Here is a 22,425-nt window from a genome sequence, read left to right as displayed (position 1 = left end):
GCTTCATCCTTTCGCTGCTCCGGATTTGAACTCGCGCACCATCCCGGCAAAATACTCGTGGAGCCGGTAGTCGTCGGTCAGTTCCGGATGAAATGACGACACCAGAAGATGACCTTCTCGCGCCGTAACCATTTCTTCATTATAAGTTGCCAATACTTCGACGCCTTCGCCGATTTCACGGATCAATGGAGCGCGAATAAACACGGCCCGGACTGGCTGCTCGATTCCCTTGATCGGAAGATCCGTCTCGAAGCTTTCCCGCTGGCGTCCGAACGCATTGCGGGCGACCTTCATATCCATCAGCCCGAGATGCGGCTCTTCCTGGCCTTCGATCTCTTTGGCGAGTACGATCAGTCCGGCACAAGTGCCGAAGATCGGTCTGCCCGCTTCCGAAAATTCCCGCACCCGCTCGATGAAGCCGTACTTGCGCATCAGCTTGCCGATCGTCGTACTTTCGCCGCCGGGAATCACCAGGCCGTCGAGTCCGTCGAGCTGCTCTGTTCTTTTGACGGATACCGCTTCCGCACCGGCCCGTTCCAGGCTGCGGAGATGTTCCGATACGGCGCCCTGTAGGGCCAGAACGCCGATTTTGACTGTTTGATTCGTCATCTTATGCTTACCAGCCGCGGTCCTGCATGCGCTCCGACGGAGCCAACTGCTTGATGTCGATCCCTTTCATCGGTGCGCCCAGGTTCTTGGAAACTTCGGCGATCAAGCGGTAGTCGTCATAATGCGTGGTCGCTTCCACGATGGCCCGAGCGAACTTTTCCGGATTGTCGGATTTGAAAATGCCGGAGCCGACAAATACGCCGTCCGCGCCGAGGTGCATCATCAATGCCGCATCGGCCGGAGTCGCTACGCCGCCTGCCGCAAAATTGACGACCGGAAGCTTGCCGTGTTGGTGGATATCCAGAAGAACTTCATAGGAAACGCCGAGGTTTTTCGCTTCGGCATACAATTCGTCTTTGGATAGATTCTTCACTCTGCGAATCTGGCCGTTGATCAGACGCATGTGACGGACCGCTTCCACGATATTGCCGGTGCCCGGCTCGCCTTTGGTCCGAAGCATCGAAGCGCCTTCGCCGATCCGGCGCAGCGCTTCACCGAGGTCTTTGGCGCCGCAGACGAACGGAATCGTGAATTCCTGCTTGTCGATATGGAAGACTTCGTCCGCAGGCGTCAGCACTTCGCTCTCGTCGATATAATCGACGCCCAGCGATTCCAGCACTTTCGCTTCCACGTAATGCCCGATGCGCGCTTTGGCCATCACGGGAATCGAGACGACCTTCATGACTTCTTCGACAATGGTCGGATCAGCCATACGGGCGACTCCGCCTGCTGCACGAATGTCGGACGGCACACGTTCCAGCGCCATAACGGCCGTGGCTCCCGCCGCTTCGGCGATTTTTGCCTGCTCGGCGTTCATGACGTCCATGATGACGCCACCTTTTTGCATTTCCGCCATACCTCTTTTAACGCGCGATGTTCCTGCTTCCATTCTTCTTAGCCCCCTGATCATTCACGATTTTTGCACGGATGTTCTAACGGTTTATTTTACAGCAGAGATAATCGATATACAATCGTTCGCACGCCTTTAGAAGAGGTTTTTGATCCCTTCGAACAGGTCGGAGAAGAATCCGCCGATGGCCCGGAGCAGCTGTTTGAACCAGCCTGCCTTCTCCACGTCTGCGGAAGCGACCAGATCGACGGTCTTCGTCTGGGCTTCGGCCATGCCTTCCGCTTTGTACGTGTAGGTCGCGGTGCCGACTTTGTCGCCTTTGGCGACCGGCGCTTCGAGGGACGCTTCTACGCTCGGCTGTACCTTGAGCGCGCTGGCGTCCGCGCCTTTCGGCACGACGAAGCTGAGCGCTCCGGCCGTTTCGTAAGCGACCGTCTCTTCTTTGCCTTTGTTTACGGCTATAGGCTCTTCGGCTTCAAGCGCCTGGTTGGCTTTTACGAGTTCTTTGATTTCGAAATGGTTGAAACCGTAATCCAGCACTTTACGGGTTTCGACGAAACGCGAGCCCTGGTCGTTGGCATCGGTTCCCATCACGACGCTGATCAGACGCATGCCGTCGCGCACGGCCGTACCGGTAAAGTTGTTGCCTGCCGCTTCGGTATGGCCGGTCTTGAGACCGTCCAGCCCTTTGTAGGCATACGCTTTGAAGTTCGGCACGTCGGCGTTTGCTTCCAGCATCCAGTCCAGGTTCTCGATCCGGCCGCTGTCGCCCGGACGGAATTGGTAGGACGGAATCGTCGTGAATTCGTTGAAGTCGGGATGGTCGGTCACGATATATTTCGCCAACAGGGCGGCGTCGATCGCGGACATCACCGTTTCTTTGCCGTCGGCCGGACGCGAATCCGCCGGCATATCGGCAATATTCAGACCCGTCGAATTGGCGAAGTGAGCGGTGGCCATGCCCATGCGCTTGGCTTCGCTGTTCATCATTTTGACGAATTCCGTCTCCGTAGGTGCCACCGTTTCGGCCAATGCCACGGTAGCGTCGTTCGCGGAACCGATCGCCATGGCGATATACAGATCCTTGACGGTGTGCTGGTCGCCTTCGGCCAGGAAGACGCGGGAGCCGACCTGCGCGGCGGCATTCTTGCTGACCGTCACGACGTCTTCCCAGCTCATTTTTCCCTGCTTGACCTGTTCGGCCACGATGTATTCGGTCATCATCTTGGTCATGCTGGCCGGAGGCAGAGCCACGTCGGCATTCAGCGACATGATGATTTCTCCGGTCGTCGGCTCCAGCAAAACCGCCGATTTGGCGGCAAGCTTAAGGCTCTCGACGGTCGGAATCGCTTTCTGTGCGGCAGGTTTCTCGGCGGCCTTCTTGGTATCGGTCGTTTGCGATTTGGCCGTATCGGCAGCTGCGGCACCGGCCAGATTGGCCGGAACGGCGGACAGACAGAGCATATGGATAAGAAGAACGGATGCCGCGGTTCTTTTTAGAAACTTGGGCGGAAGAATCCGTTTTTTCTCGACTTTGCGGTTAGAAGCAGTCAGGCTTTTCAATGGATTAAGTACTCCCCTCGGCTGGCTAAATTTCTTGTCATGCCTTTCTAGTCTAACACAGCCCCGGGCGGCCTGTCTTCCCACGGAATGTGACAGATCGGAAAGTCCCGCCTCTTCAAAAGACTCTGCGGCAGCGGAAGAAATCCGACCGGGCCGCCGTGTCTGTCGGGAATAGGAAGCACGGCTGCTTCCTATTCCCGACAAAAAAACGGACCGGGCAAACAGCCCGGTCCGCTTCGTGGATCGCGAGTCGATCCCATCGTTCCTTACTTGTATGAAGAGAAGCAGCCGCTCCGGCATCTGCGCCCGGATCGGCGTTTTGGCTTAAACGGAATAGTTCGGAGCTTCCTTGGTGATCTGTACGTCGTGCGGATGGCTTTCGCGCAGTCCCGCTCCCGTAATGCGGATAAACTGCGTATCGTTGCGAAGCGTGTCGAGGTCGCCGGTACCGCAGTAGCCCATCCCCGAACGCAGTCCGCCGACCAGCTGATTCACGGTATCGGACAGCGGTCCTTTGTAAGCGACACGGCCTTCGATGCCTTCCGGTACAAGCTTCTTGTCGTCGTCCTGGAAGTAGCGGTCTTTGCTGCCCTGCTTCATGGCCGCGATGGAACCCATGCCGCGGTATACCTTGAAGCGGCGGCCCTGGTAGATCTCCGATTCGCCCGGGCTTTCTTCCGTACCCGCGAACATGCTGCCCAGCATGACGGCGTGGGCGCCGGCCGCGATCGCTTTGGTGATCTCGCCGGAGTACTTGATGCCGCCGTCGGCGATGATCGGAATCCCGTATTCGCGGGCAACCGTCGCACAGTCGTAAATAGCGGTGATTTGCGGAACGCCGATGCCGGCGATTACGCGGGTCGTACAGATCGAGCCCGGGCCGATACCGACTTTGACGACGGAAGCGCCAGCGATGATCAGATCGCGAGTCGCTTCGCCCGTCGCCACGTTGCCGGCGATAATCGTCAGCTCCGGATAACGGCTGCGGATACTGCGAACCGCATCCAGGATGTTGATATGGTGTCCGTGGGCCGAGTCGACGACGATCGCATCGACGCCCGCCGTCACCAGCGCGTCGATCCGCTGCATCGCGTCGCTCGATACGCCGACAGCCGCGCCTACCAGCAGACGTCCCTGCGCGTCTTTGGCCGCATTCGGGAACTGGATCGCTTTTTCGATGTCTTTAATGGTAATGAGTCCTTTGAGCACGTTGTTCTCGTCGACCAGCGGCAGCTTCTCGATCTTGTGCTGCTGAAGGATGCCTTCCGCTTCGCGGAGCGTCGTGCCTACCGGTGCGGTTACGAGCTCTTCCTGCGTCATGACTTCCTTGATCGCGATACTGTAATCGTGGATAAAGCGAAGATCGCGGTTGGTCAAGATCCCGACAAGCTTCTCGTTCCCGTCGACGATCGGCACGCCGGAAATCCGATACTTGCCCATCAGGACCTCTGCATCGGAAACAAGATGATCCGGACTCAGGAAGAACGGATTCGTGATGACGCCGTTCTCGGAGCGCTTCACGCGGTTGACTTCGTCCGCCTGCTTCTCGATCGGCATGTTCTTGTGAATGATGCCGATGCCGCCCTCGCGCGCGATCGCAATCGCCAGAACCGCTTCGGTAACGGTATCCATACCGGCACTCATCAGCGGAATGTTCAGTTTCACGCTGTCGCTCAGTCTCGTGGACACGCTGACTTCCTTCGGCAGAACCTCCGACTTTCTCGGTACGAGCAATACGTCGTCGAACGTCAGGCCTTCTTTGTCGAACTTGCTATTCCACACGCGATTTTGCCTCCTTTTTTCTCTTGTCCTAACCGCCGTTTTTTCCTTATATGGAAAGCTGAAAGGGCTTTTCTGAAAATATATTATTGCAATCTTAGCAAAGGGGGTATGGGCTGTCAAGGTGAAAAAGCTTGCAGCGGCGCGGGAAGTCGGGCCGTTTGGATCGGCAGGAAAGTTGTCCGTGCACCATGGACACCAAGCCGAATGAACTCCCTTTTTTTGCCTGTATGCACTAGCGTACCATTAAACATTATAACGTTATATTGTTTTTCGGAATAAGCGGTGGTATCTTGGAATGGAACTGCATCTTCACTCCGACATTCAGATTCCCATTTCAAATGGAAGAAAGCAGGTGAATCATGCAAACGAATCTCGTGCTGCGGCAGGTCCGTCTCACGGATGGGCGCGCCGTGGACCTGACCGTGGAAAACGGCGTGGTCGCCGGACTGGCGCCGCCCGGAACGAACACTGCTGCAGGGCGTTCCGTCGACTGCGAAGGGCTGTATGTATCCAGCGGCTGGATCGATCTGCACGTGCATGCTTTTCCCGAATTCGAGCCTTACGGCGACTCGATCGACGCGATCGGCATCGAATGCGGATCGACCACGGTCGTGGATGCGGGCAGCTGCGGCGCCGACCGGATCGCCGAGCTTGCCGCAAGCCGGAGCGTCGCCCGGACGCGGCTGCTCGCTTTGCTCAACGTGTCGCGCATCGGACTGCAGCGGGTCGACGAGCTGTCGCGCATGGAGTGGATCGACCGCGAAGCCGCGCTCTCCGCGGCGCGCGCGCAGGCCGGATTCGTCGTCGGCTTCAAAGCGCGCATCAGCGGCAGCGTCGTCGGCGGCAACGGCCTCGAACCGCTGCGCAGGGCGGTGGCGATCGCAGGCGCCGCCGGCCTGCCGCTCATGACCCATATCGGCTCGGCGCCCCCGGCGATCGAAGAAGTCATTCCCCTGCTGCGGCGCGGCGATGTCGTCACGCATTATTTGAACGGCAAAGCCAACAACCTGTTCGACGACAGCGGTCGGCCGCTGCCGGTGCTGCAGGGCGCGATCGCGCGCGGCGTGAAGCTGGACGTCGGGCACGGTACGGCCAGCTTCTCGTTCAAGACGGCCGAACAAGCCCGGCGCGCCGGCGTTTTTTTCGATACGATCAGCACCGATATTTACCGCGGCAACCGGCTCAACGGTCCCGTCTACGGCATGGCGAGCGTGCTGACCAAGTTCCTGTCGCTCGGTTACCCGCTGACAGACGTGATCGACGCGGTCACGAAGCGCCCCGCCGCCTGGCTGAAACGTCCGGAGCTGGGCCGTATCCGGGTCGGCGAAGCCGCCAATTTGACGATTTTCTCCCTGGAAGACAGGCCGTCCCTGCTGACGGATTCCGAAGGAAGCACGCGCACGTCGCGGCAGACGATCCAAGCCGAAGGAGTGGTTGTGAATGGGCAGTACACTGCATGCCAAGTACGGTCTTAAACGGGTCATCAACGCAAGCGGAAGAATGAGCATTCTCGGCGTATCGGCGCCGACGGATACGGTCATGGACGCGATGCGGGCCGGCGGCCAGAGCTACGTCGAGATCGCCGATCTCGTCGGCAAAGCCGGAGACCGGATCGCGGAACAGCTCGGGTTCGAGTCGGCGCTCGTCGTCAACTCCGCCTCGAGCGGCATCGCCCTGTCGGTCGCCGGTATCGTCACGGGCGGGAACGTCGGGGCCAGCCTGCGGCTGCACCGGTCTCCTCTTTTGCAAAATGAAATCGTCATGCTCAAGGGCCACAACGTCCAATACGGCGCACCGGTCGAGACGATGGTCTATCTGGGCGGCGGAACGGTCGTCGAAGCCGGTTACGCCAACGAAGGCACGGCGGCGCAGCTCGAAGACGCGGTGACGGAACGCACGGCGGCGATCCTCTACGTCAAATCGCATCACGCGGTCCAAAAAAACATGGCGTCCGTCGAAGAAACGTGGGCGCTGGCGCAAAAGCTCGGCCTGCCGCTCATTATCGACGCGGCGGCCGAAGAAGACCTGCAGCGTTACGCGGCGTGCTCCGACCTGGTCATTTTCAGCGGCTCCAAAGCGATCGAAGGGCCGACGTCGGGCCTCGTGGCAGGCAAGCGGCGTTACGTCGACGCGGTCAAAGTGCAGCTGCACGGCATCGGCCGCAGCATGAAAGTCGGCAAGGAAACGACGTTCGGCCTGCTCCAGGCGCTGGACGAATACCTGGACAAAGCGGATCGCAGCGAGCAGGAAAAAGAAACGCTGAATGTACTTCTGCCGCTCGGCGAGCTGGACGGCATCACCGTGAGCATCGTGCAGGACGAAGCGGGCCGCGCCATCTACCGGGCCCGCGTGCAGATTGACCCGCAGCTTGCGGGCACGGACGCGGTGCGGACGGTCGAAGCACTGAAAAGCGGCAAGATCGCGATCTACGCTCGCGATTATGGAGCAAGGCAGGGTTATTTCGATCTGGACCCGCGGCCGCTGCTCGGCGACGATATCCACGTGATCGAGCGCAGACTGCGCGAACTATTCAAAGGGGGCAACTAAGCATGGGCGAACACGGAAAGTTGACGAAACAAGGCAGTGCGATCGCGAAGCGCCTGTACCGGGGGCGGGCGGCGCTGAACGTGCTGGCGGGCAGCGTGGACAACGCGCGGGACGTGTTCGAAGCGGCCGAAGGCCACGTGCTGGTCGGCGTGCTGTCCAAAGCCTACAAGACGGTGCCCGAAGCGGTCGCCGCGATGCGGGAATACGGCCGGGCGATCGACGACGCGGTCTCGATCGGGCTCGGGGCCGGCGACAACCGGCAGGCGCAGGTCGTGGCCGAGATCGCGCGCGAATATGCCGGCAGCCATATCAACCAGGTATTTCCGGCCGTCGGCGCGACGCGCGCGAATCTGGGCGGCGCGCCGGGCTGGATCAACGCCCTCGTCTCCCCTTCGGGACGGCCGGGTTACGTGAACCTCTCCACCGGTCCGTTCAGCGCCGCCGCTTCGGATCCTGCAATCGTACCGGTCAAAGCGGCGATCGCGCTCGTGCGGGATATGGGCGGGAATGCGCTCAAGTATTTCCCGATGAGAGGGCTGTCGCTCGAAGCCGAATACCGCGCGGTCGCGCAGGCGTGCGGCGAAGAAGGCTTTGCGCTGGAGCCGACCGGCGGCATCGACAAAGAGAACTTCGAAGAGATTCTGCGCATTGCGCTCGAAGCGGGCGTGCCGCAGGTGATTCCGCACGTCTATTCCTCGATCGTCGACGAAGCGAGCGGCGATACGATCGTGGCCGACGTGGCCGGGCTGCTGGCCGTCATGCGCAGGCTGGTCGACGATCATGCCTAGAAGCGTCGCGGCTTTCGGCGAAGTGATGATGCGGCTGGAGACGCCGGGTTACCGCCTGCTGTCGCAGACCGATACGCTGCAGGTGTCCTATTCCGGCAGCGGCGTCAACGTGCTGTCGGCGCTCTCGCGCTTCGGCCACCGCGCGCTGCCGGTCACGACGCTGCCGGACAATCCGGTCGGAGACGCGGCGGAAGCCAATCTGCGCAAGCTCGGGCTGCTGCCCGATTACATCCGGCGCGACGGGCTTTACTTGGGCATGTACATTCTGGAAGCCGGCTTCGGCGCGCGGCCCGGACGGGTCACGTACACGAACCGGCAGCAGAGCAGCTTCAACACGGCCGCCGAAGGCGCGTATCCGTTCGACGAAGCGGCCCGTGCGGCAGACGTCGTCCATTTCTGCGGCATCGCCCTCGCCATGAACGATACGGTCCGGCGCAATGCGCTGCGGTTCGCCGAAGCGGTGCGCGCGGCGGGCGGCACCGTCGCGTTCGACTGCAATTACCGGCCGGGCCTGTGGGGGGCGGACGGCTACGCGCAGGCGCGCCCCTGGTATGAAAAAATGTTACAATTGGCACAGATCGTCTTCATGAACGAGAACGACGCGATCCACGTGCTGGGACTGCCTGTTCCGGGCGGAGACCGGCTGGAGCAGCTGCAGACGTTGATGCCTCTCGTTGAGGAGCGGTACGGCACGGCCGTGCTGGCCGGCACGCACCGCGGCATCGAAAGCGACGGCCGGCACTCGCTGTTCGGCTATCTGTACCGGGAAGGCGAATTTCATTTCTCCGACCGGCTCACGTTCCCCGTCTACGACCGCATCGGGGCCGGCGACGCGTATGCGAGCGGCGTTTTGCACGGGGAACTGTCGGAGTTTCCGGCCGACCGGACAGTCCGCTTCGCCGCGGCGGCCTCGATGCTGGCGCACACGATCGCGGGCGACACGCCGTTCTCCTCGGAAGCCCAAATCTTCCGGGCCATGAACGAAGGATCCGGCGACATAGAAAGGTAGGAACGAACCATGGCGACAAGCCGCACCAAACAACCGCTGTACCTGAAAATCCACGGGATTCTCAAAGACCGCATCCTGCACGGCCAGTATCCGCTCGACGCCTATCTCCCTCCCGAGCCCAAGCTTGAGGAGGAGTTCGGGGTCAGCAAGATTACGGTCCGGGGCGCGGTCAAACTGCTCGTGCAGGAAGGGTATTTGGAGACCAGCAGCGGCAAAGGCACCCGGGTCGTCCGCAATACGTCCGCTTCCAAACGGTTCACCTGGAAAAGGTTTACCGAGATCCTGGTCGAGGAAGGCCACCGGATCGACAAAAAAGTGCTGGACGCCGCAATCGTTCCTACCGGGAGCGACGACCGGCTGCGTGACCTGTTCGGCGCGTCCTGCCTGCGTATCGAACGGCTCTATTCGCTCGACGACGCGCCGTATATCCACTACACGCATTATCTGCCCGCGCACGCGGAAGACGATCCGGCGCAGCCGGGTCTCGAAGGACAGTCGCTGTACGGCTGGCTCGAAGAGCAGGGCATTGCCATCGCGCGGATGCGCGACGAATTTTCGGTCGGTTCGCCGGGGGCCGCGGCGGCCGAAGCGCTCGGGGCGGGAAAAGACGCGGTGCTGCTGAAGCGGGTCCGGCTCGCCCACGACGAGACCGGGAGCGCTGCGGAATACAGCGAAGGCTATTACCGGGACGGGATGCATCCGTATGTGGTTTATTACGAAGTTTAGGCGGGGACCGCGAGTCCTTTTCGGGGAAACCGCGAGTCCTTTTCGACCTGCGCTTCGTTGTCCTTTCCCCTTTTGATTGGAATAAGAACAGCAGGTAAAGGGGAAAGGGCAAAGGCGCTCCGGTTCGAAAAGGACTCGCTCCGCGTGGTAGGGGAGTGCAGGTCGCGCAAGCTTGAAAGCGACTGAGATCGAGAAAGTACGATCATAAGATCAAGGGATTAAGAGATTAAGATTAAGAGATTAAGATTAAGAGATTAAGATCAAAAGATTAAGATCAAAAGATTAAGATCAAAAGAGGACCACGACTTTCCGGTATACGCGGAAAGCGTGGTCTTTTTAGGTGCGGATACGGCGCAGCCGGTCACGTTAAGCGAGATCAGACCAGCTCTTTTTCCATCGCTTTTACAATCAGGGCCGCGAACAGGCTGTTGGACCAGGCGAACCATTCGCGCGAGTAAACGCTCGGGTCGTCGGGGTGAAAGCCTTCGTGCATATAGCCGGTACCGGCGTCGGTGGCGAGCAGCATTTCGATCAAGTCTTTGATCTCCTGATCGTCGTTCGACGTCAGGCCCTGCATGGACAGCGCCATATGCCAGACGTAGCCTCCCGGAGTGTGCGGGCTGCCGATGCCTTTGGCGAATTTGCCTTCAAAATAGAACGGGTTGTCGAAGCTGAGCGCGAACCGTCGGGTGTTCTGGTAGACCGGATCGTCGGTGCCGGCATAGCCGATGTACGGAATGGACAGCAGGCCCGGCGTGCCGGCGTCGTCCATCAGCGAATAATTGCCGTAGCCGTCGGTCTCGAACGCATAGATTCTGCCGTGCTTCGGATGGTCGACGATGCCGTAGCGCTGGATGCCGAAATTGATTTCCTTGATCAGCTTCGCGGCGCGGCCGGCCAGCTCTTCATCCCGGTAGATCTCCGACGCGATTCGCTCGATATGGCCGAGGATCACGACGGCGAACATGTTCGCCGGGATGTTATAGCCGAACTCGCACGCGTCGTCGCTGGAGCGGAAGCCGGACCAGCTCATGCCGGTATAGTTGGTCGGCATGCCGCGTCCGTCGTTGTACAGCGTCTCCGTATCCTGCTTCGTGTCGCGGCGGAAGTAATACGGCGATTTGTCGTCGTGGCGCTGCTCGGTCGCAATCACGCGGACGACCGTGCGGAGCGCGCGGTAGCAGTCGGTGTCGAACATGGACGTCCGCCCCGTTTCCTGCCAATACTGCGCCAGCAGCTGCACCGGGAAGCACAGCGAATCCAGCTCGTATTTGCGTTCCCACATCCACGGACTGAGCTCGCAGTCGTCGGAATCGCGGTAATGCCGGCCGTTGGCCGTCTCGTTGAACGCGTTCGTATACGGATCGATATTGATATAGAACATCTGCCGGGCGATCAGGCCTTCGATGATCCGCTGCAGGTCGGCATCGTCTTTGGCCAGCGGAATGTAATGCCGGACCTGCTCCACGGAATCTCTCAGCCACATCGCCGGAATGTCGCCGGTATAGATGAACGTCGTGCCGTCGTCCAGCAGTTTGGTAGTTGTCTCAAGCGTGTTGGGAAAACAGTTCCGGAAAACCTGCTGCAGCTTGGGATGATGCGCAAGCCGTTGATCGGTCTGTTCGAGGTAACGCTCGACCGCGCCTGGCAATTTGGGAATCGTACTCATGGAAAATGCCTCCTGCTCAAAGTAAAGGATGGGTGTTCATACGATTGCTGCGACGAATGGCTGGAATGGATATTGGAAAAGGATGACGGAAAGAGACGGCGCCGGACTTTAAATAGAAGTACAGGGTCGTCGTATGAGGACTGTGCCCTGCATACTTCCGGATCGGCGGCTCAAAGCCGATTCCGCGATGACTTTATCGATTCCGCGAGTAAGGAGACGCGAGCGGTTCCAGCGCGAACGTCACGATCTTAGCCGCTCCGACCGCCGCTTCGACCCGGCTGCCGTCGTTAGACGGTTCGGCTTGGCCGGCGGCCTGCCGATCGAACAGCTTCGATTCGCTCTGACCCGCTTCTTTACTCCGGCCAGCCGCTTCGGACTGCGCTGCCGCTATAGGCTGACCGCTCTTCGCGACCGGCCCATGCCGGCGTTCCAGAATATCGCTGCCGTATACAGCGCCGGCGGCAAAGTTCGGCTGGAATCCAAGCGTCGTCTCCTGCCCGGACAGATTGTACCAGCGCACGATCACGTCTTCGTGTTCCTCGGACAATTTGAGGGCGGACAGCGCCAGATGCTCGCCGCTCCAGCTCAGGATCCGGTATTCGGCCGGCAGCGGACCGCCTTGACGTGCCAGCGCCCGGTGGAACCACGGCACCTGGTATTGGTAAGCCTGCGCGAACGCGCCGGATTCGATCACGTTGCCGGAATGCGGATAGACGGCGTATTCCAGCGTATGTTTGCCGATACATTGGGCTTCCGGCGTCTCGAACACGCCCCAGTCGCCGAGTTCGGACACGCTGCGCAGCAGCGTTACGGCGATCGTTCCGGTGCCGTCTTGCAGCGCTTCGTATTCGTTCAGCCCTTTGTTGGCGACGGTCAAGCCATGCGTACCGTCCGACAGGCTCACGAACGCCTGCTGATGCTGGGCGTTGCTCGGGTTGATCCATTCCGGGGCGGGCACGATGTCCCGCTCCGCCGCTTCGAAGATCGAGTCGGCCAGAACGGCCTGTGTCCGCAGGCCGGTCGGCAGCAGGACCCGCAGCCGATGATCGCGCGCCTGGTTGTCGAGCGACACGGACACCTGCACGCCGCGGCCCGAACGTTCCAGCGAGACCCGCGTCGTCAGCGTCAGCATCGTCGTTTTCGAAGAACGTCCGGCTTGGCGTTCGAGGAACGGGACGAGCCTGCGCTTCTCGTCTTCGAACAGCGCCTCCGCCCCGATCGGAATTTCCCATTCGTGTACAATCTCGTACGTCACGCGATAGGCTTCGTCTTCGACAAGCGCAATGCTCGCCTGCAGGCCTTCGGTCGTCAAAATGCGGTCGCCTTCCGGCTGACGGAATACATATTCATTGCCGATATCTCCGCAGTTCTCGTACACGCCAAGCTTCTCGAACGAGCGGCCCGTGATTTTGTCGGTCAGGGTGTAAGAGCCGTTCTCCGCGAAGCGGACGGCGAGAAATTGATTTTCCATCCCCTGCGGCGTCGAGACGACTTCGTCCGAATCGGATTCGGCGGATCCCCCGGCTGCATACGGCTGCCCCGCGTCAAATCGGCGATCGTTTCCCGCTTCGACGGCTCCGGCCGCCTCGCCGTAAGCCGCGCCCGTGCCTGTCTCCGGCACCCAGGCATAAAGCTTGTAGCCCAGCGCCGGCACGTCGGCCGCTTCGAACGTCAATCGGAAGGTCCGCGCCATATAAGGCACGCGGAAACCGTCGCCTGGCAGGTCGTAGCCGAACTGCGCGCCGAGATCTTCGATCCGCGCCGCCACGAAGCGCCCTTGCGGATCGACGACCCGCCCCGGGCCGAGCGGGAGGGCATCCAGCTGCTCCGCGATGCCGTGCGGAGACGGCCCTTCCCGGAAGTCGACGCGGGCCGCCTGGACTTCGACGGTCACGACGCCGCTGCGCGTCCAGCCCGTCGTATTGAACAAGGCGACCGGCCGCGCGTTCTCCGGCCACGCTTCGATCGCATCGGTTCCGATCGAAGCGCCGATCGCGCTCAAGCTCTCGTCGATCAGCGCTTCGGCCATATGCCGGCTCTTGTCGAAGCGGGTCACCATCTCGCGGTGGACTTCGTCGACGCTGCAGCCGCAGATGCTGTCGTGCGGATGGTTCTGCATCAGCGTCTTCCACGCGTAAGCCAGCGGCTCGTGCGGATAATCCTGCCCGGCGGCCAGCTTCGCCATGACGGCGAGCGGTTCGGCTCCTTTTTCCAACAGCGTCTGCCCGGTCTGGTTCAACTGCTTCAGATAGACGCGGGCCGAAGCGGTGTTGACGAGCGTTCCCCACCCGTCGGTGCGGGTGCTGCGCAGTTCGCCGTGCACGGTCACCCAATCGCCCCGCTCATGCTTGGCCAGCGATTCCAGATACCGGTCGAACGTCGAATGTACGAAGTCGATATCCGGATACAGCGCCGAAGCGGTCTCGATCGCGTCGCCGAGATCGGTCTGGACCGGCTGGTGATCGCATCCGTTCATGAACAGAAGCTCCGGCGTCGAAGCGTATTTTTCCGCGTCCGCCAGCTTCCGCTGCCAATAGGTCCGCGCTTCTTCTTCGCCGACGGGTACCTCGTTGCCGTTGCTGTACCAGTTCGCGAACAGGACGCCGACGACGCTCGAACCGTCCGGCGACTCCCAGTTCATCTCCGAATAAGGCGACTCGTATTCCCCCGGCGCGTCGCTCACCTGATTGTCGAAGCCGGTCGGTTTGACGCCGCGCCCGAACACGGCCGCTTCGATATCGGCCTGCTTCAGCAGCTGCGGCGCCTGGCCCATATTGCCGAACGAATCCGGGAAATAGCCGAGCTTCGACACCGGACCCCAGCGGGCCGCTTCGCGGTGGCCGATCAGCAGGTTGCGCACGTTGGCTTCCGAACTGGTCAGGAACTCGTCCTGCAGCACGTACCACGGTCCGATAATAATCTTTTCCTCGCGGATCAGCTTGGCCAACCGTTCTCTTTGATCCGGGTAAATCTGCAGATAATCGTCGATGATAATCGTTTGTCCGTCGAGATGGAAATATCGATAACGCCCGTCCTGCTCCAGTGTATCCAGCAGTTGGTTCATCAAGGTCGTCAAGCGCAGATGATGCGATTCGTACGGCAAATACCATTCCCGGTCCCAATGGGTGTGGGAGATGATATGGGCGGTTTTTCGAGTCATGGACAACGTCCTCCTTAGGTCTCGCTTCTATGGGCTGCCTTGCTGCGTCTCGGGCTTGTTCGGTTCGTTTTGCTGTAGGTTTTGCAGGCTTCCCTTTACGCTAGACATGTTGTCATACTCGCGTCGGGAGCGCAATATGTGGAATTTTCGCTGCCGCTTCCGGCTCATATTCGACACATTCCGCCCTGCGGCCGATCTGACATCGCGGTTCTTTTTCAGGCAAAAAAGCCCTTCGCTGCGCGGTTTGTCGGCTTTTCGGAAATGACAATGCGCAATACACATATTTACGGTGCTCCCCGGGCTTCGTTAAGCTTGGTCTTGTAAGCGTTATCCATCAAGTCTGAAGCAGACGCAAACGCCCATCTGCCGGCCGCCTCCATCGGCGGTCCGAACCGCATTCGGCATACACGCCATAGAAGGGGGAAATCCATGAAGGCATCCAAATCGCCCGGCGCCGAGCTTCCGCTTCTGAAGAAACCTTCGAGACGCGCACAAGTCCTCGGCAACTGGGAGCTGTATCTGTTCATGCTGCCGGCCGTCCTGTACTTCCTTATTTTTCATTACGCACCGATGTACGGCATCCAGATTGCTTTTAAAAATTTCGTGCCTTCCCGCGGAATCACCGGAAGCGAATGGGTCGGTTTCGACCATTTCGAACGCTTCTTCAATTCCTACTATTTCTGGGATTTGATCTGGAACACCTTCAGTATCAGCTTCTATGAACTGGCTATCGGATTCCCGCTGCCGATCCTCCTGGCACTGGCATTCAACGAAGTCCGCAACGGTAAGTTCAAAAAAACGGTCCAGACCGTCACCTATGCGCCTCACTTCATCTCTGTCGTTGTCATGGCGGGCATGATTATCACGTTCCTCTCGCCGAGCAACGGCATGATCGTGATGCTGATCGAAGCGCTGGGCTTCAATGCTCCGCAGTTCCTGACCGATCCCGCCTGGTTTAAGACCATGTACGTGCTCTCCGGCGTCTGGCAGAGTACCGGTTGGGGCACCATCATCTATCTGGCCGCATTGTCGGGAGTCGATCCGCAGCAGCACGAAGCGGCGATCGTCGACGGAGCGAGCCGATTCAAGCGGGTGCTGCATATCAATCTGCCTAGCATCCTGCCTACGATTACGATTATGCTCATCCTCAACATGGGCAATATCCTGACCGTCGGCTATGAAAAGATCCTGCTGCTGCAAAACTCGCTCAACCTGGAGTCGTCCGACGTGATCTCGACCTACGTCTACAGAGCCGGACTCGTCGACGCGCAGTACAGCTTCTCGACCGCCGTCGGATTGTTCAACTCGGTCATCAACGTCATTTTGCTGGTGACGGTCAATTGGATCGCCCGCCGTACGAGCGAGAACAGTTTATGGTAGTCCGTTAAGCGTACCCTGAAAGGAGAGACCCCATGATCACAGCGATCCAAGAGTCCAAAGGCGACAAGGTATTCCTGATCTGTACCTATATCTACCTGTCCGTCGCGCTTCTCATTGTGCTGTATCCGCTCATCTACATTCTCAGCGCTTCGATCAGCAGTCCGCAGGCGGTCAACTCCGGGCAGATGTGGCTGTTCCCCAAAGACGTCACCTGGGCCGGCTACGAGCTGGTGTTCAACAATCCGAAGATCTGGAACGGCTACCTGAACACGATCATCTATACGCTCGTCGGCACGCTGCTCAATCTGGCTGTCACCCTGCCCGCGGCCTATGCGCTGAGCCGGTCCGACTTTTTCGGCCGGGGTTGGTTTATGGCTTTTATCCTGCTGACGATGTTTTTCAGCGGGGGTCTTGTTCCCACTTATCTCGTCGTCAAAAATCTCGGCCTGATCGACACAATGGGCGCGCTCATTCTGCCGGCTGCCGCTTCGGTTTGGAATATCGTGGTCGCCCGTACTTTTTTCCAATCCGCGATTCCCAAAGAACTGCAGGAAGCCGCACATATCGACGGCTGTACGAACCTCAAGCTGTTCTGGCGTATCGTGCTGCCGCTCTCGGCTCCGATCATCGCGGTCATGGCCCTGTTCTACGGGGTCGGGCACTGGAACAGCTACTTCCCTTCGCTGATCTACCTGAACAGCGAAGACAAATATCCGCTCCAGATGGTGCTGCGCCAAATTCTCGTGCTGCAGGAAATGTCCGCGGAAACGACGGGGGCGGCGATCAGCGGAGACATCGCGCAGGCCATGAACTCCAAAGCCGAGACCGCCTCGCTGATCAAGTACGGCGTAATCGTCGTCTCGACGCTTCCGATCATCGCCGTCTACCCGTTCCTGCAGCGTTATTTCGTACAGGGGGTGATGGTGGGTTCGGTCAAGGGTTAAGCTGCAATTATCCATTTTAAAAAAGAGGGGGATTTACCATGAACATCCGAAGCAAAGCCTGGAAGCTGCTGATGGTTGGAGGGCTGGGCGCCTCGCTGCTGGCAGGCTGCGGAGGCTCGGACGAAGCGGCCAACAGCGCGGAAAAAGTGACGGTCAGCAAGGAAGGTTTCCCGATTGTCGAGACCCCGATCAAACTCACCATGATGGCGCCGGACGTCGGGATTCAGAATTGGGAAGACATGGTCGTCCTGCAGGAGATGGCAAAAAAGTCGAATGTCTCTTTTGAATACAAGAATGCGCCCAAAGAAAGCTTCGATACGAAAAAGAACCTGGTTTTCGCCAGCGAAGATTACCCGGACGTGTTCTACGCCGCCGGCCTGACTCCTTCGGAGCAGCTCAAATACGGCGAGCAGGGCGTGCTGATTCCGCTCGAAGGCCTGATCGACGAATACGCGCCGAACTTCAAAGCGCTGCTCGACGAGTACCCGGATGTACGCAAATCGATTACGGCGCCGGACGGCCATATCTACTCGCTGCCGGTTGTCGAGTTCAGCCAGCACTGGTATCGCAACCCGATGTGGTACAACGGCGAATTCCTCGAAGCCCTCGGGATCGACAAGCTGCCGGAAACGACGGAAGAACTCTACGATTACCTCAAACGGGTCAAGGAAGAAGATCCGAACGGCAACGGCAAAGCGGACGAGATTCCGATTTCTTCCGTTACGACTTCGGCCGCGAATGTACGGGATATCCGGACCTGGCTGCTGGGCGCTTTCGGCATCTATGAAGAAGAGATCTATGTAGACGACAGCGACGTGGTGCATTACACGCCGGTCGAAGAAGGCTACAAGCAGTATCTCGAGTATATGAACCGTTTGTGGACGGACGGCCTGCTCGATCCGGAAAGCTTCTCGCAGACCGGCGAACAGAAAAAAGCCAAAGGCCAAAACAACCAGCTGGGCCTCTTCTCCGACTGGCATGCCTACATGACCAAAGGCGGCGAGCCGTCCGACAAAGATCCGATGTTCCTGCCGGTTCGCAGCGAATACGTCGACAAAGCGGCCATCGCCAAGAACCGCGGCATCACGACAGGCGCTTTTGCCATCACCAAAACGAATCCGTATCCGGAAGCTTCGATGCGCTGGGTCGATTACCTGTATTCCTACGAGGGTGCGCTGCTGTTCAACAAAGGACCGGAAGGCACACTCTGGGAGTATGAGAACGAGGCGGACCGCACCAAGAAAGCCCTGCCCGTTCCGGGCGGCGGAGATTCGGAAGAATACCGTTCCACGCTCACACCGAACTACGGCATCCCGGCTCCGACCGTCTCGATGGACGACATCACCAAAGGCCTCAAGAACGACTTCGATCTCTGGGTAGAAAAAGAAACCAAGACCAAACTGCTCGACAACGGAGCGCGTGCGCCGTTCCCGGCCCTGTTCCTGACCGTCGAAGAACAGTCCGAGATCAACAGCCTGAACTCCGACCTCAGCACCTACGTCAAGCAGATGGAAGCGAAGTTTATTACGGGCGCCGAGCCGATCAGCGGCTGGGACGCTTATGTCGAGACGCTGAACAAGATGGGCGCGAATCGCGTCAAAGAAATCAATCAAGCCGCCTACGATCGCTGGAAAGCCAGCTGATCCGCAGTCGAGCATTCAATCGGCTTGCGAAAAAAATTCTTAGTCGTCACCTCGGGCGTTCATGCCTTGTACGGTACGCCTTTCCTGCCTTGAACCGAACGTGCTCAAGCCGGCCGCGTGTCAGCGCGGCCGGCTTGAATTTTTAGCCTATTTTTGAATCAGGAGGTCTCTCTTCCCATGAAAATCACCCGACATCCCGACAATCCGATCGTCGTGCCCGGCCTGTACGAATGGCGCAAAGCGACCGTCTTCAATCCCGCCGTCATCGCCGACAACGGCAAATTCTACATGATCGAACGTACCGCCGGATCGCTGACGCCGTGCAAAAACTACCTGGGGCTGCTCGAAAGCGAAGACGGCGTGCATTTTACCCACGTCAAGGACGAACCGATCTTGACGCCCGATCAGCTCGGCTTCCCGTACGGCAGCGTGCAGGACCCGCGCGTCGTCAAGATCGACGGCACGTTCTACATGAACTATGCCCTGCGCCCCTGCGCGATGAGCTATTACCCGACCGGCACCGGCATCCCGGAGCGTTCGATCCCGACTTATCCCGACGGCTGGGGCGAACAGCCCGGCCACTGGTTGACCCGCTCTTCGATCGCCAAGTCGGATAACCTGACCGATTGGGAATTCGTCGCCGACACGACGCCGCTCGAGATCAACGACCGCGACAACATCCTGTTCCCCGAAAAAATCGACGGGCGCTTCGTGCTGCTGCGCCGTCCCGAAGAATACGTCGGCGAAGCCTACGGCACGGAGAAAGCGGCGATGTGGATCACCTACTCCGACGACCTTATCCATTGGGACGAGCCGAAGCTGCTGGCCAAAGCGGAGAATCCTTCCTGGGAATCCCGCAAAATCGGCGGTTCTACGCCCCCGATCCGTACCGACGCCGGCTGGCTCGTGCTGTATCACGGCGTGGACGACGACATAGTCTACCGCGTAGGCGCGCTGCTGCTCGATCTGGACAATCCGGAGATCGTGCTTGCCCGTACTTGGGAGCCTATTATGGAACCGGAAACGTATTACGAAAAATTCGGCTACCAGATTCCCAACGTCGTGTTCCCGACCGGCAATATCGTCAAAGACGGCCTGCTGTACATCTACTACGGGGTCACGGACACGGCGATCGCGCTGGCGACGGTGCCCGTGGACGAATTGGTAGGGCATCTGCTGGAGCAGGCCGAGCGGACTTAAGCCCTTTTCGACGCTTTCTGTTTGCGGTACTGCCCGGGGGTGTAACCCATTTCTTTTTTGAAACGCCGGATGAAGTTGGGGGCGTCCAGATAGCCGACCTGCTCGATGATTTCTTTTAACGGAGCGCTGGTCGTCTCGAGCTGCCGGATCACTTCTTCGACGCGGCGTCGCCACATGTACTGCGAGAAATTCAACCCGGTCTTTTCCTTGAAGCTGCGGCTCAAATAAGACGTGGATACCGAATACTTCAGCGCGAGATGTTCCAGGCTCAGCGTATAATCGGAGAATCGGTCGTCCACGTCTTTTACGATGTCATCGATCAGCGTGTCGCGCGTCTCTTCCGTATTGCGCTCAACCTGCGCGCAGATCTCGGAAGCGAGCGACAGCAGGCGGCTCTCCAGTTCTTCCAACGTTTCAAAAGAAGCTAGGACCGAAATATCCGCAAACACTTCCCTCATGCCAAGTTCCGACGCCGTTCGAAGCAGCGAGTTCAGCACGTCGAAGCAGATGCAGCGCAGCAGCGGCGCGGACAGCGGTTCTTTTTTGAGCGTATCCATAATATCTGACAAGATGCGTACCGCTACAAGCGCGCTGCCCTGCTTGAGGCTCTGATCCAGCTTGAGAATCAGTTTGCGCGAGATCCAGAAGCTGCCCTCCTCCGCCTGCTCCGGCCCGGCCAGCTGTTCGAAATACGTGACCTGCCCGCGTCCGTTCATTTTGCGGTGTTCCAGCGCCGTCGCCGCTTCCACGAAAGACTGGTTCAGCGAGTCCAGATCGGCGTAAGCCGACCCGACCCCGATATGCGGCACGGACTGCAGCCCGTCGACCGCAAGCAGCCGAACCGCTTCGATCGTACGCGCGACTCTCTCCTGCAGCGGTTCGTCCCCTTCCTGCTCTTCCAGGGCAATCACCAGCGCAAGCTGGTCGACGGCGGAAAATTCCACCCCGAACACGCGCGCCCCGGTACCCTCTACCACGAAATGACTGAGCGCATCCCGCACCGCATACCGTTCTTCCGAAATGTGACGTCCCTCCGAAGGCTCGTTCCAGGACAGGATCGCCGTGAGATATCGCCCTTGACCGCCCGCAAAGCCGAGTCCGAGCCCGTCGATCGTCCGCATCATTTCCTTATCTTCCGGACGGCCGTGCTTGAGCAGAAGCAGCAGGCACTGGTTGCGCACGAACGGCTGCTGCATATCGATTCTCGCATTGTACTCGCGGATCGTCTGCCGGATCGAATCCCATTCGTTCGACGCTTTGGCTGCCGCTCCGCTCTGGATCCCGACGAACTCCATCAGATCCTTGACCGGATGGTACTGCCGCCGGGCCAGCATCATCGCCGCCAGGCTGCCCGTGACCACGACAAGGGCGAAGACGATCGCGATCAGCGTCTGCACATGCGCCACCCGTCCAAAAAACTGGTGGCTTGGCATCGCCATGACATACGTCCAGCCGTTTTCCTCCGATTTGACGGATACGACCGACTGCTTCTCCCCTGCCAACGTCATGCTGTGAATGCCCGGCTCCAGCTCGGCAAGCGTATTCCATTCCGCGCCCGGCGTCTCCGTCCCGCGGCTGTTGGTCGTCAGCACTTCACCTTTTTCGTTAAAAATATAGTTGCTGCCGTTCACATCGTTCAAAATGGAGTCCATCACGCCGGTCAATTTGGATTCTTTCATTAAATACACAACCGCTCCGTACGGATACGGATCATTGGTCTTGATCGGTACGATATACGTCAGCATTGGCTCCTGCCGCGAATATCGATTGACCATCTCCGCGGCCCGGATAAGCGGCTGGTCGATTTCATTCAGATTGCGGCGCACCTGCTCCGAGGTCCAGTTTTCAAAACGATATTCTTTGTTGAACACCACATCCAAGTCAGCCAATCCGCGATAAGAATAAATCAATGAATCGTTGTGCATATACAGCAGCAGGTCTTCGACAATGCTGTTGTTCGCTTTATAGTTGGCCAATGTTTGAATCGCTTCCTGGACGTAAAGGGGATGATCCAGCATATAAGGAGTTAGATGTTCATCGTAGGAGATCCGGCTGGCCAAAGCATGCAGCTCGTTCATCCGATCGTCGATCGTCAGCTTGACCTGGTTCAACTGATTGATTTTCGACTGTTCGATCTCGGAGCGCAGATTTTTGACAGCGCTATCATATACAAAGACGGTAAGAGCCGTCAGCGGAATCAGAAAGGCCAGGATATAAGAAATCGCATACCGGAACAGGAGCTTGGACTTCACGGCATTCCATCGTTCCCGAAAAACGAACCGGGATCCGTATAAAGCCTGCATTCGACGTTTCATGGTTTGCTTTCGCTCCCTTGCCGTTTATTATGATCTTTTTTAAACATTATAACGTTATATCTTTATTCTTACTAGAGGGATATGCTCTTAAGCCTTCGTTTCACTGTACTTAATCATTGAGTTTAAAACACAAAAAAGCCTTTACCGCAATTGCGGTAAAGGCTTTTCTTTTCGGCTTGGCAGCTTCCTACTCTCCCGGGACCCTGCGGTCCAAGTACCATCGGCGCTAGAGGGCTTAAC

At 58.8% G+C, this 22,425-nt stretch carries 16 protein-coding genes; 9 read left to right on the top strand and 7 right to left on the bottom strand.

The features are described 5' to 3' along the window. Positions 1 to 3: 3 nt before the first annotated feature. From pdxT to guaB, 4 genes are all read right to left on the bottom strand, one after another. Positions 4 to 609, bottom strand: a complete 606-nt coding sequence (gene pdxT / locus HOP44_RS22420; protein WP_172257581.1) for a pyridoxal 5'-phosphate synthase glutaminase subunit PdxT — start codon at positions 607 to 609, stop codon at positions 4 to 6. A 7-nt stretch (positions 610 to 616) separates the two neighbouring features. Further along, positions 617 to 1,498, bottom strand: a complete 882-nt coding sequence (gene pdxS / locus HOP44_RS22415) for a pyridoxal 5'-phosphate synthase lyase subunit PdxS (RefSeq protein WP_172200117.1) — start codon at positions 1,496 to 1,498, stop codon at positions 617 to 619. A 96-nt stretch (positions 1,499 to 1,594) separates the two neighbouring features. After that, a complete protein-coding gene (locus HOP44_RS22410) occupies positions 1,595 to 3,013 on the bottom strand; it encodes a D-alanyl-D-alanine carboxypeptidase family protein (protein WP_425501914.1) in 1,419 nt (472 codons plus the stop codon). Between the two features lie 333 nt (positions 3,014 to 3,346). Further along, complete coding sequence (gene guaB, locus HOP44_RS22405) at positions 3,347 to 4,804, bottom strand: IMP dehydrogenase (protein ID WP_172257577.1); 1,458 nt, start codon at positions 4,802 to 4,804, stop codon at positions 3,347 to 3,349. A gap of 359 nt (positions 4,805 to 5,163) precedes the next feature. On the opposite strand from guaB, the gene HOP44_RS22400 reads away from it, so the two are divergent. The 5 genes from HOP44_RS22400 to HOP44_RS22380 are packed head-to-tail and all read left to right on the top strand — an operon-like array spanning position 5,164 to position 9,874. Beyond that, positions 5,164 to 6,279 (top strand): amidohydrolase/deacetylase family metallohydrolase, encoded by a 1,116-nt coding sequence (locus HOP44_RS22400; RefSeq protein ID WP_172257575.1) that lies wholly within the window; start codon positions 5,164 to 5,166, stop codon positions 6,277 to 6,279. Beyond that, positions 6,245 to 7,351, top strand: a complete 1,107-nt coding sequence (locus tag HOP44_RS22395; RefSeq protein WP_172257573.1) for a DgaE family pyridoxal phosphate-dependent ammonia lyase — start codon at positions 6,245 to 6,247, stop codon at positions 7,349 to 7,351. Before HOP44_RS22400 ends, HOP44_RS22395 begins: the two co-directional genes overlap by 35 nt. 2 nt (positions 7,352 to 7,353) lie before the next feature. Then, the gene (gene dagF / locus HOP44_RS22390) at positions 7,354 to 8,139 is read left to right on the top strand and encodes a 2-dehydro-3-deoxy-phosphogluconate aldolase (RefSeq protein WP_172257571.1); all 786 of its coding nucleotides are present in this window, start codon (positions 7,354 to 7,356) and stop codon (positions 8,137 to 8,139) included. Then, positions 8,132 to 9,148: a sugar kinase gene (locus tag HOP44_RS22385; protein WP_172257569.1), complete on the top strand. Its 1,017-nt coding sequence runs from the start codon at positions 8,132 to 8,134 to the stop codon at positions 9,146 to 9,148. Before dagF ends, HOP44_RS22385 begins: the two co-directional genes overlap by 8 nt. Positions 9,149 to 9,157: 9 nt before the next feature. Further along, the gene (locus HOP44_RS22380; RefSeq protein WP_172257567.1) at positions 9,158 to 9,874 is read left to right on the top strand and encodes a GntR family transcriptional regulator; all 717 of its coding nucleotides are present in this window, start codon (positions 9,158 to 9,160) and stop codon (positions 9,872 to 9,874) included. Positions 9,875 to 10,250: 376 nt separating this feature from the next. On the opposite strand, the gene HOP44_RS22375 is transcribed toward HOP44_RS22380, so the two are convergent. Both HOP44_RS22375 and HOP44_RS22370 read right to left on the bottom strand, forming a co-directional pair. Then, positions 10,251 to 11,543, bottom strand: coding sequence for a glycoside hydrolase family 125 protein (locus HOP44_RS22375; RefSeq protein ID WP_172257565.1), 1,293 nt, complete (start codon positions 11,541 to 11,543; stop codon positions 10,251 to 10,253). Between the two features lie 193 nt (positions 11,544 to 11,736). Then, complete coding sequence (locus tag HOP44_RS22370) at positions 11,737 to 14,703, bottom strand: alpha-mannosidase (protein ID WP_172257563.1); 2,967 nt, start codon at positions 14,701 to 14,703, stop codon at positions 11,737 to 11,739. A 429-nt stretch (positions 14,704 to 15,132) separates the two neighbouring features. Between HOP44_RS22370 and HOP44_RS22365 the strand changes: the two genes are divergently transcribed. The 4 genes from HOP44_RS22365 to HOP44_RS22350 all read left to right on the top strand — a co-directional run bounded on the left by HOP44_RS22365 (position 15,133) and on the right by HOP44_RS22350 (position 19,870). Further along, on the top strand, positions 15,133 to 16,083 hold the full coding sequence (locus tag HOP44_RS22365; RefSeq protein WP_172257561.1) for an ABC transporter permease: 951 nt from the start codon (positions 15,133 to 15,135) through the stop codon (positions 16,081 to 16,083). A gap of 32 nt (positions 16,084 to 16,115) precedes the next feature. Further along, entirely contained in the window at positions 16,116 to 17,027 is a 912-nt protein-coding gene (locus HOP44_RS22360) for a carbohydrate ABC transporter permease (protein WP_172257559.1), read from the top strand. Positions 17,028 to 17,065: 38 nt separating this feature from the next. Further along, positions 17,066 to 18,670 (top strand): extracellular solute-binding protein, encoded by a 1,605-nt coding sequence (locus tag HOP44_RS22355; protein WP_172257557.1) that lies wholly within the window; start codon positions 17,066 to 17,068, stop codon positions 18,668 to 18,670. Positions 18,671 to 18,847: 177 nt separating this feature from the next. After that, positions 18,848 to 19,870, top strand: coding sequence for a glycoside hydrolase family 130 protein (locus tag HOP44_RS22350; RefSeq protein ID WP_172257555.1), 1,023 nt, complete (start codon positions 18,848 to 18,850; stop codon positions 19,868 to 19,870). Here HOP44_RS22350 and HOP44_RS22345 read toward each other — a convergent pair. Further along, the gene (locus HOP44_RS22345; protein ID WP_246370038.1) at positions 19,867 to 22,185 is read right to left on the bottom strand and encodes a helix-turn-helix domain-containing protein; all 2,319 of its coding nucleotides are present in this window, start codon (positions 22,183 to 22,185) and stop codon (positions 19,867 to 19,869) included. The two genes, HOP44_RS22350 and HOP44_RS22345, sit on opposite strands and share 4 nt — an antisense overlap. Between the last annotated feature and the right edge of the window lie 240 nt (positions 22,186 to 22,425).

The organism is Saccharibacillus deserti (assembly GCF_013618475.1).
GTDB lineage: Bacteria > Bacillota > Bacilli > Paenibacillales > Paenibacillaceae > Saccharibacillus > Saccharibacillus deserti.
This window is presented reverse-complemented; position numbering and strand designations above follow the sequence as displayed.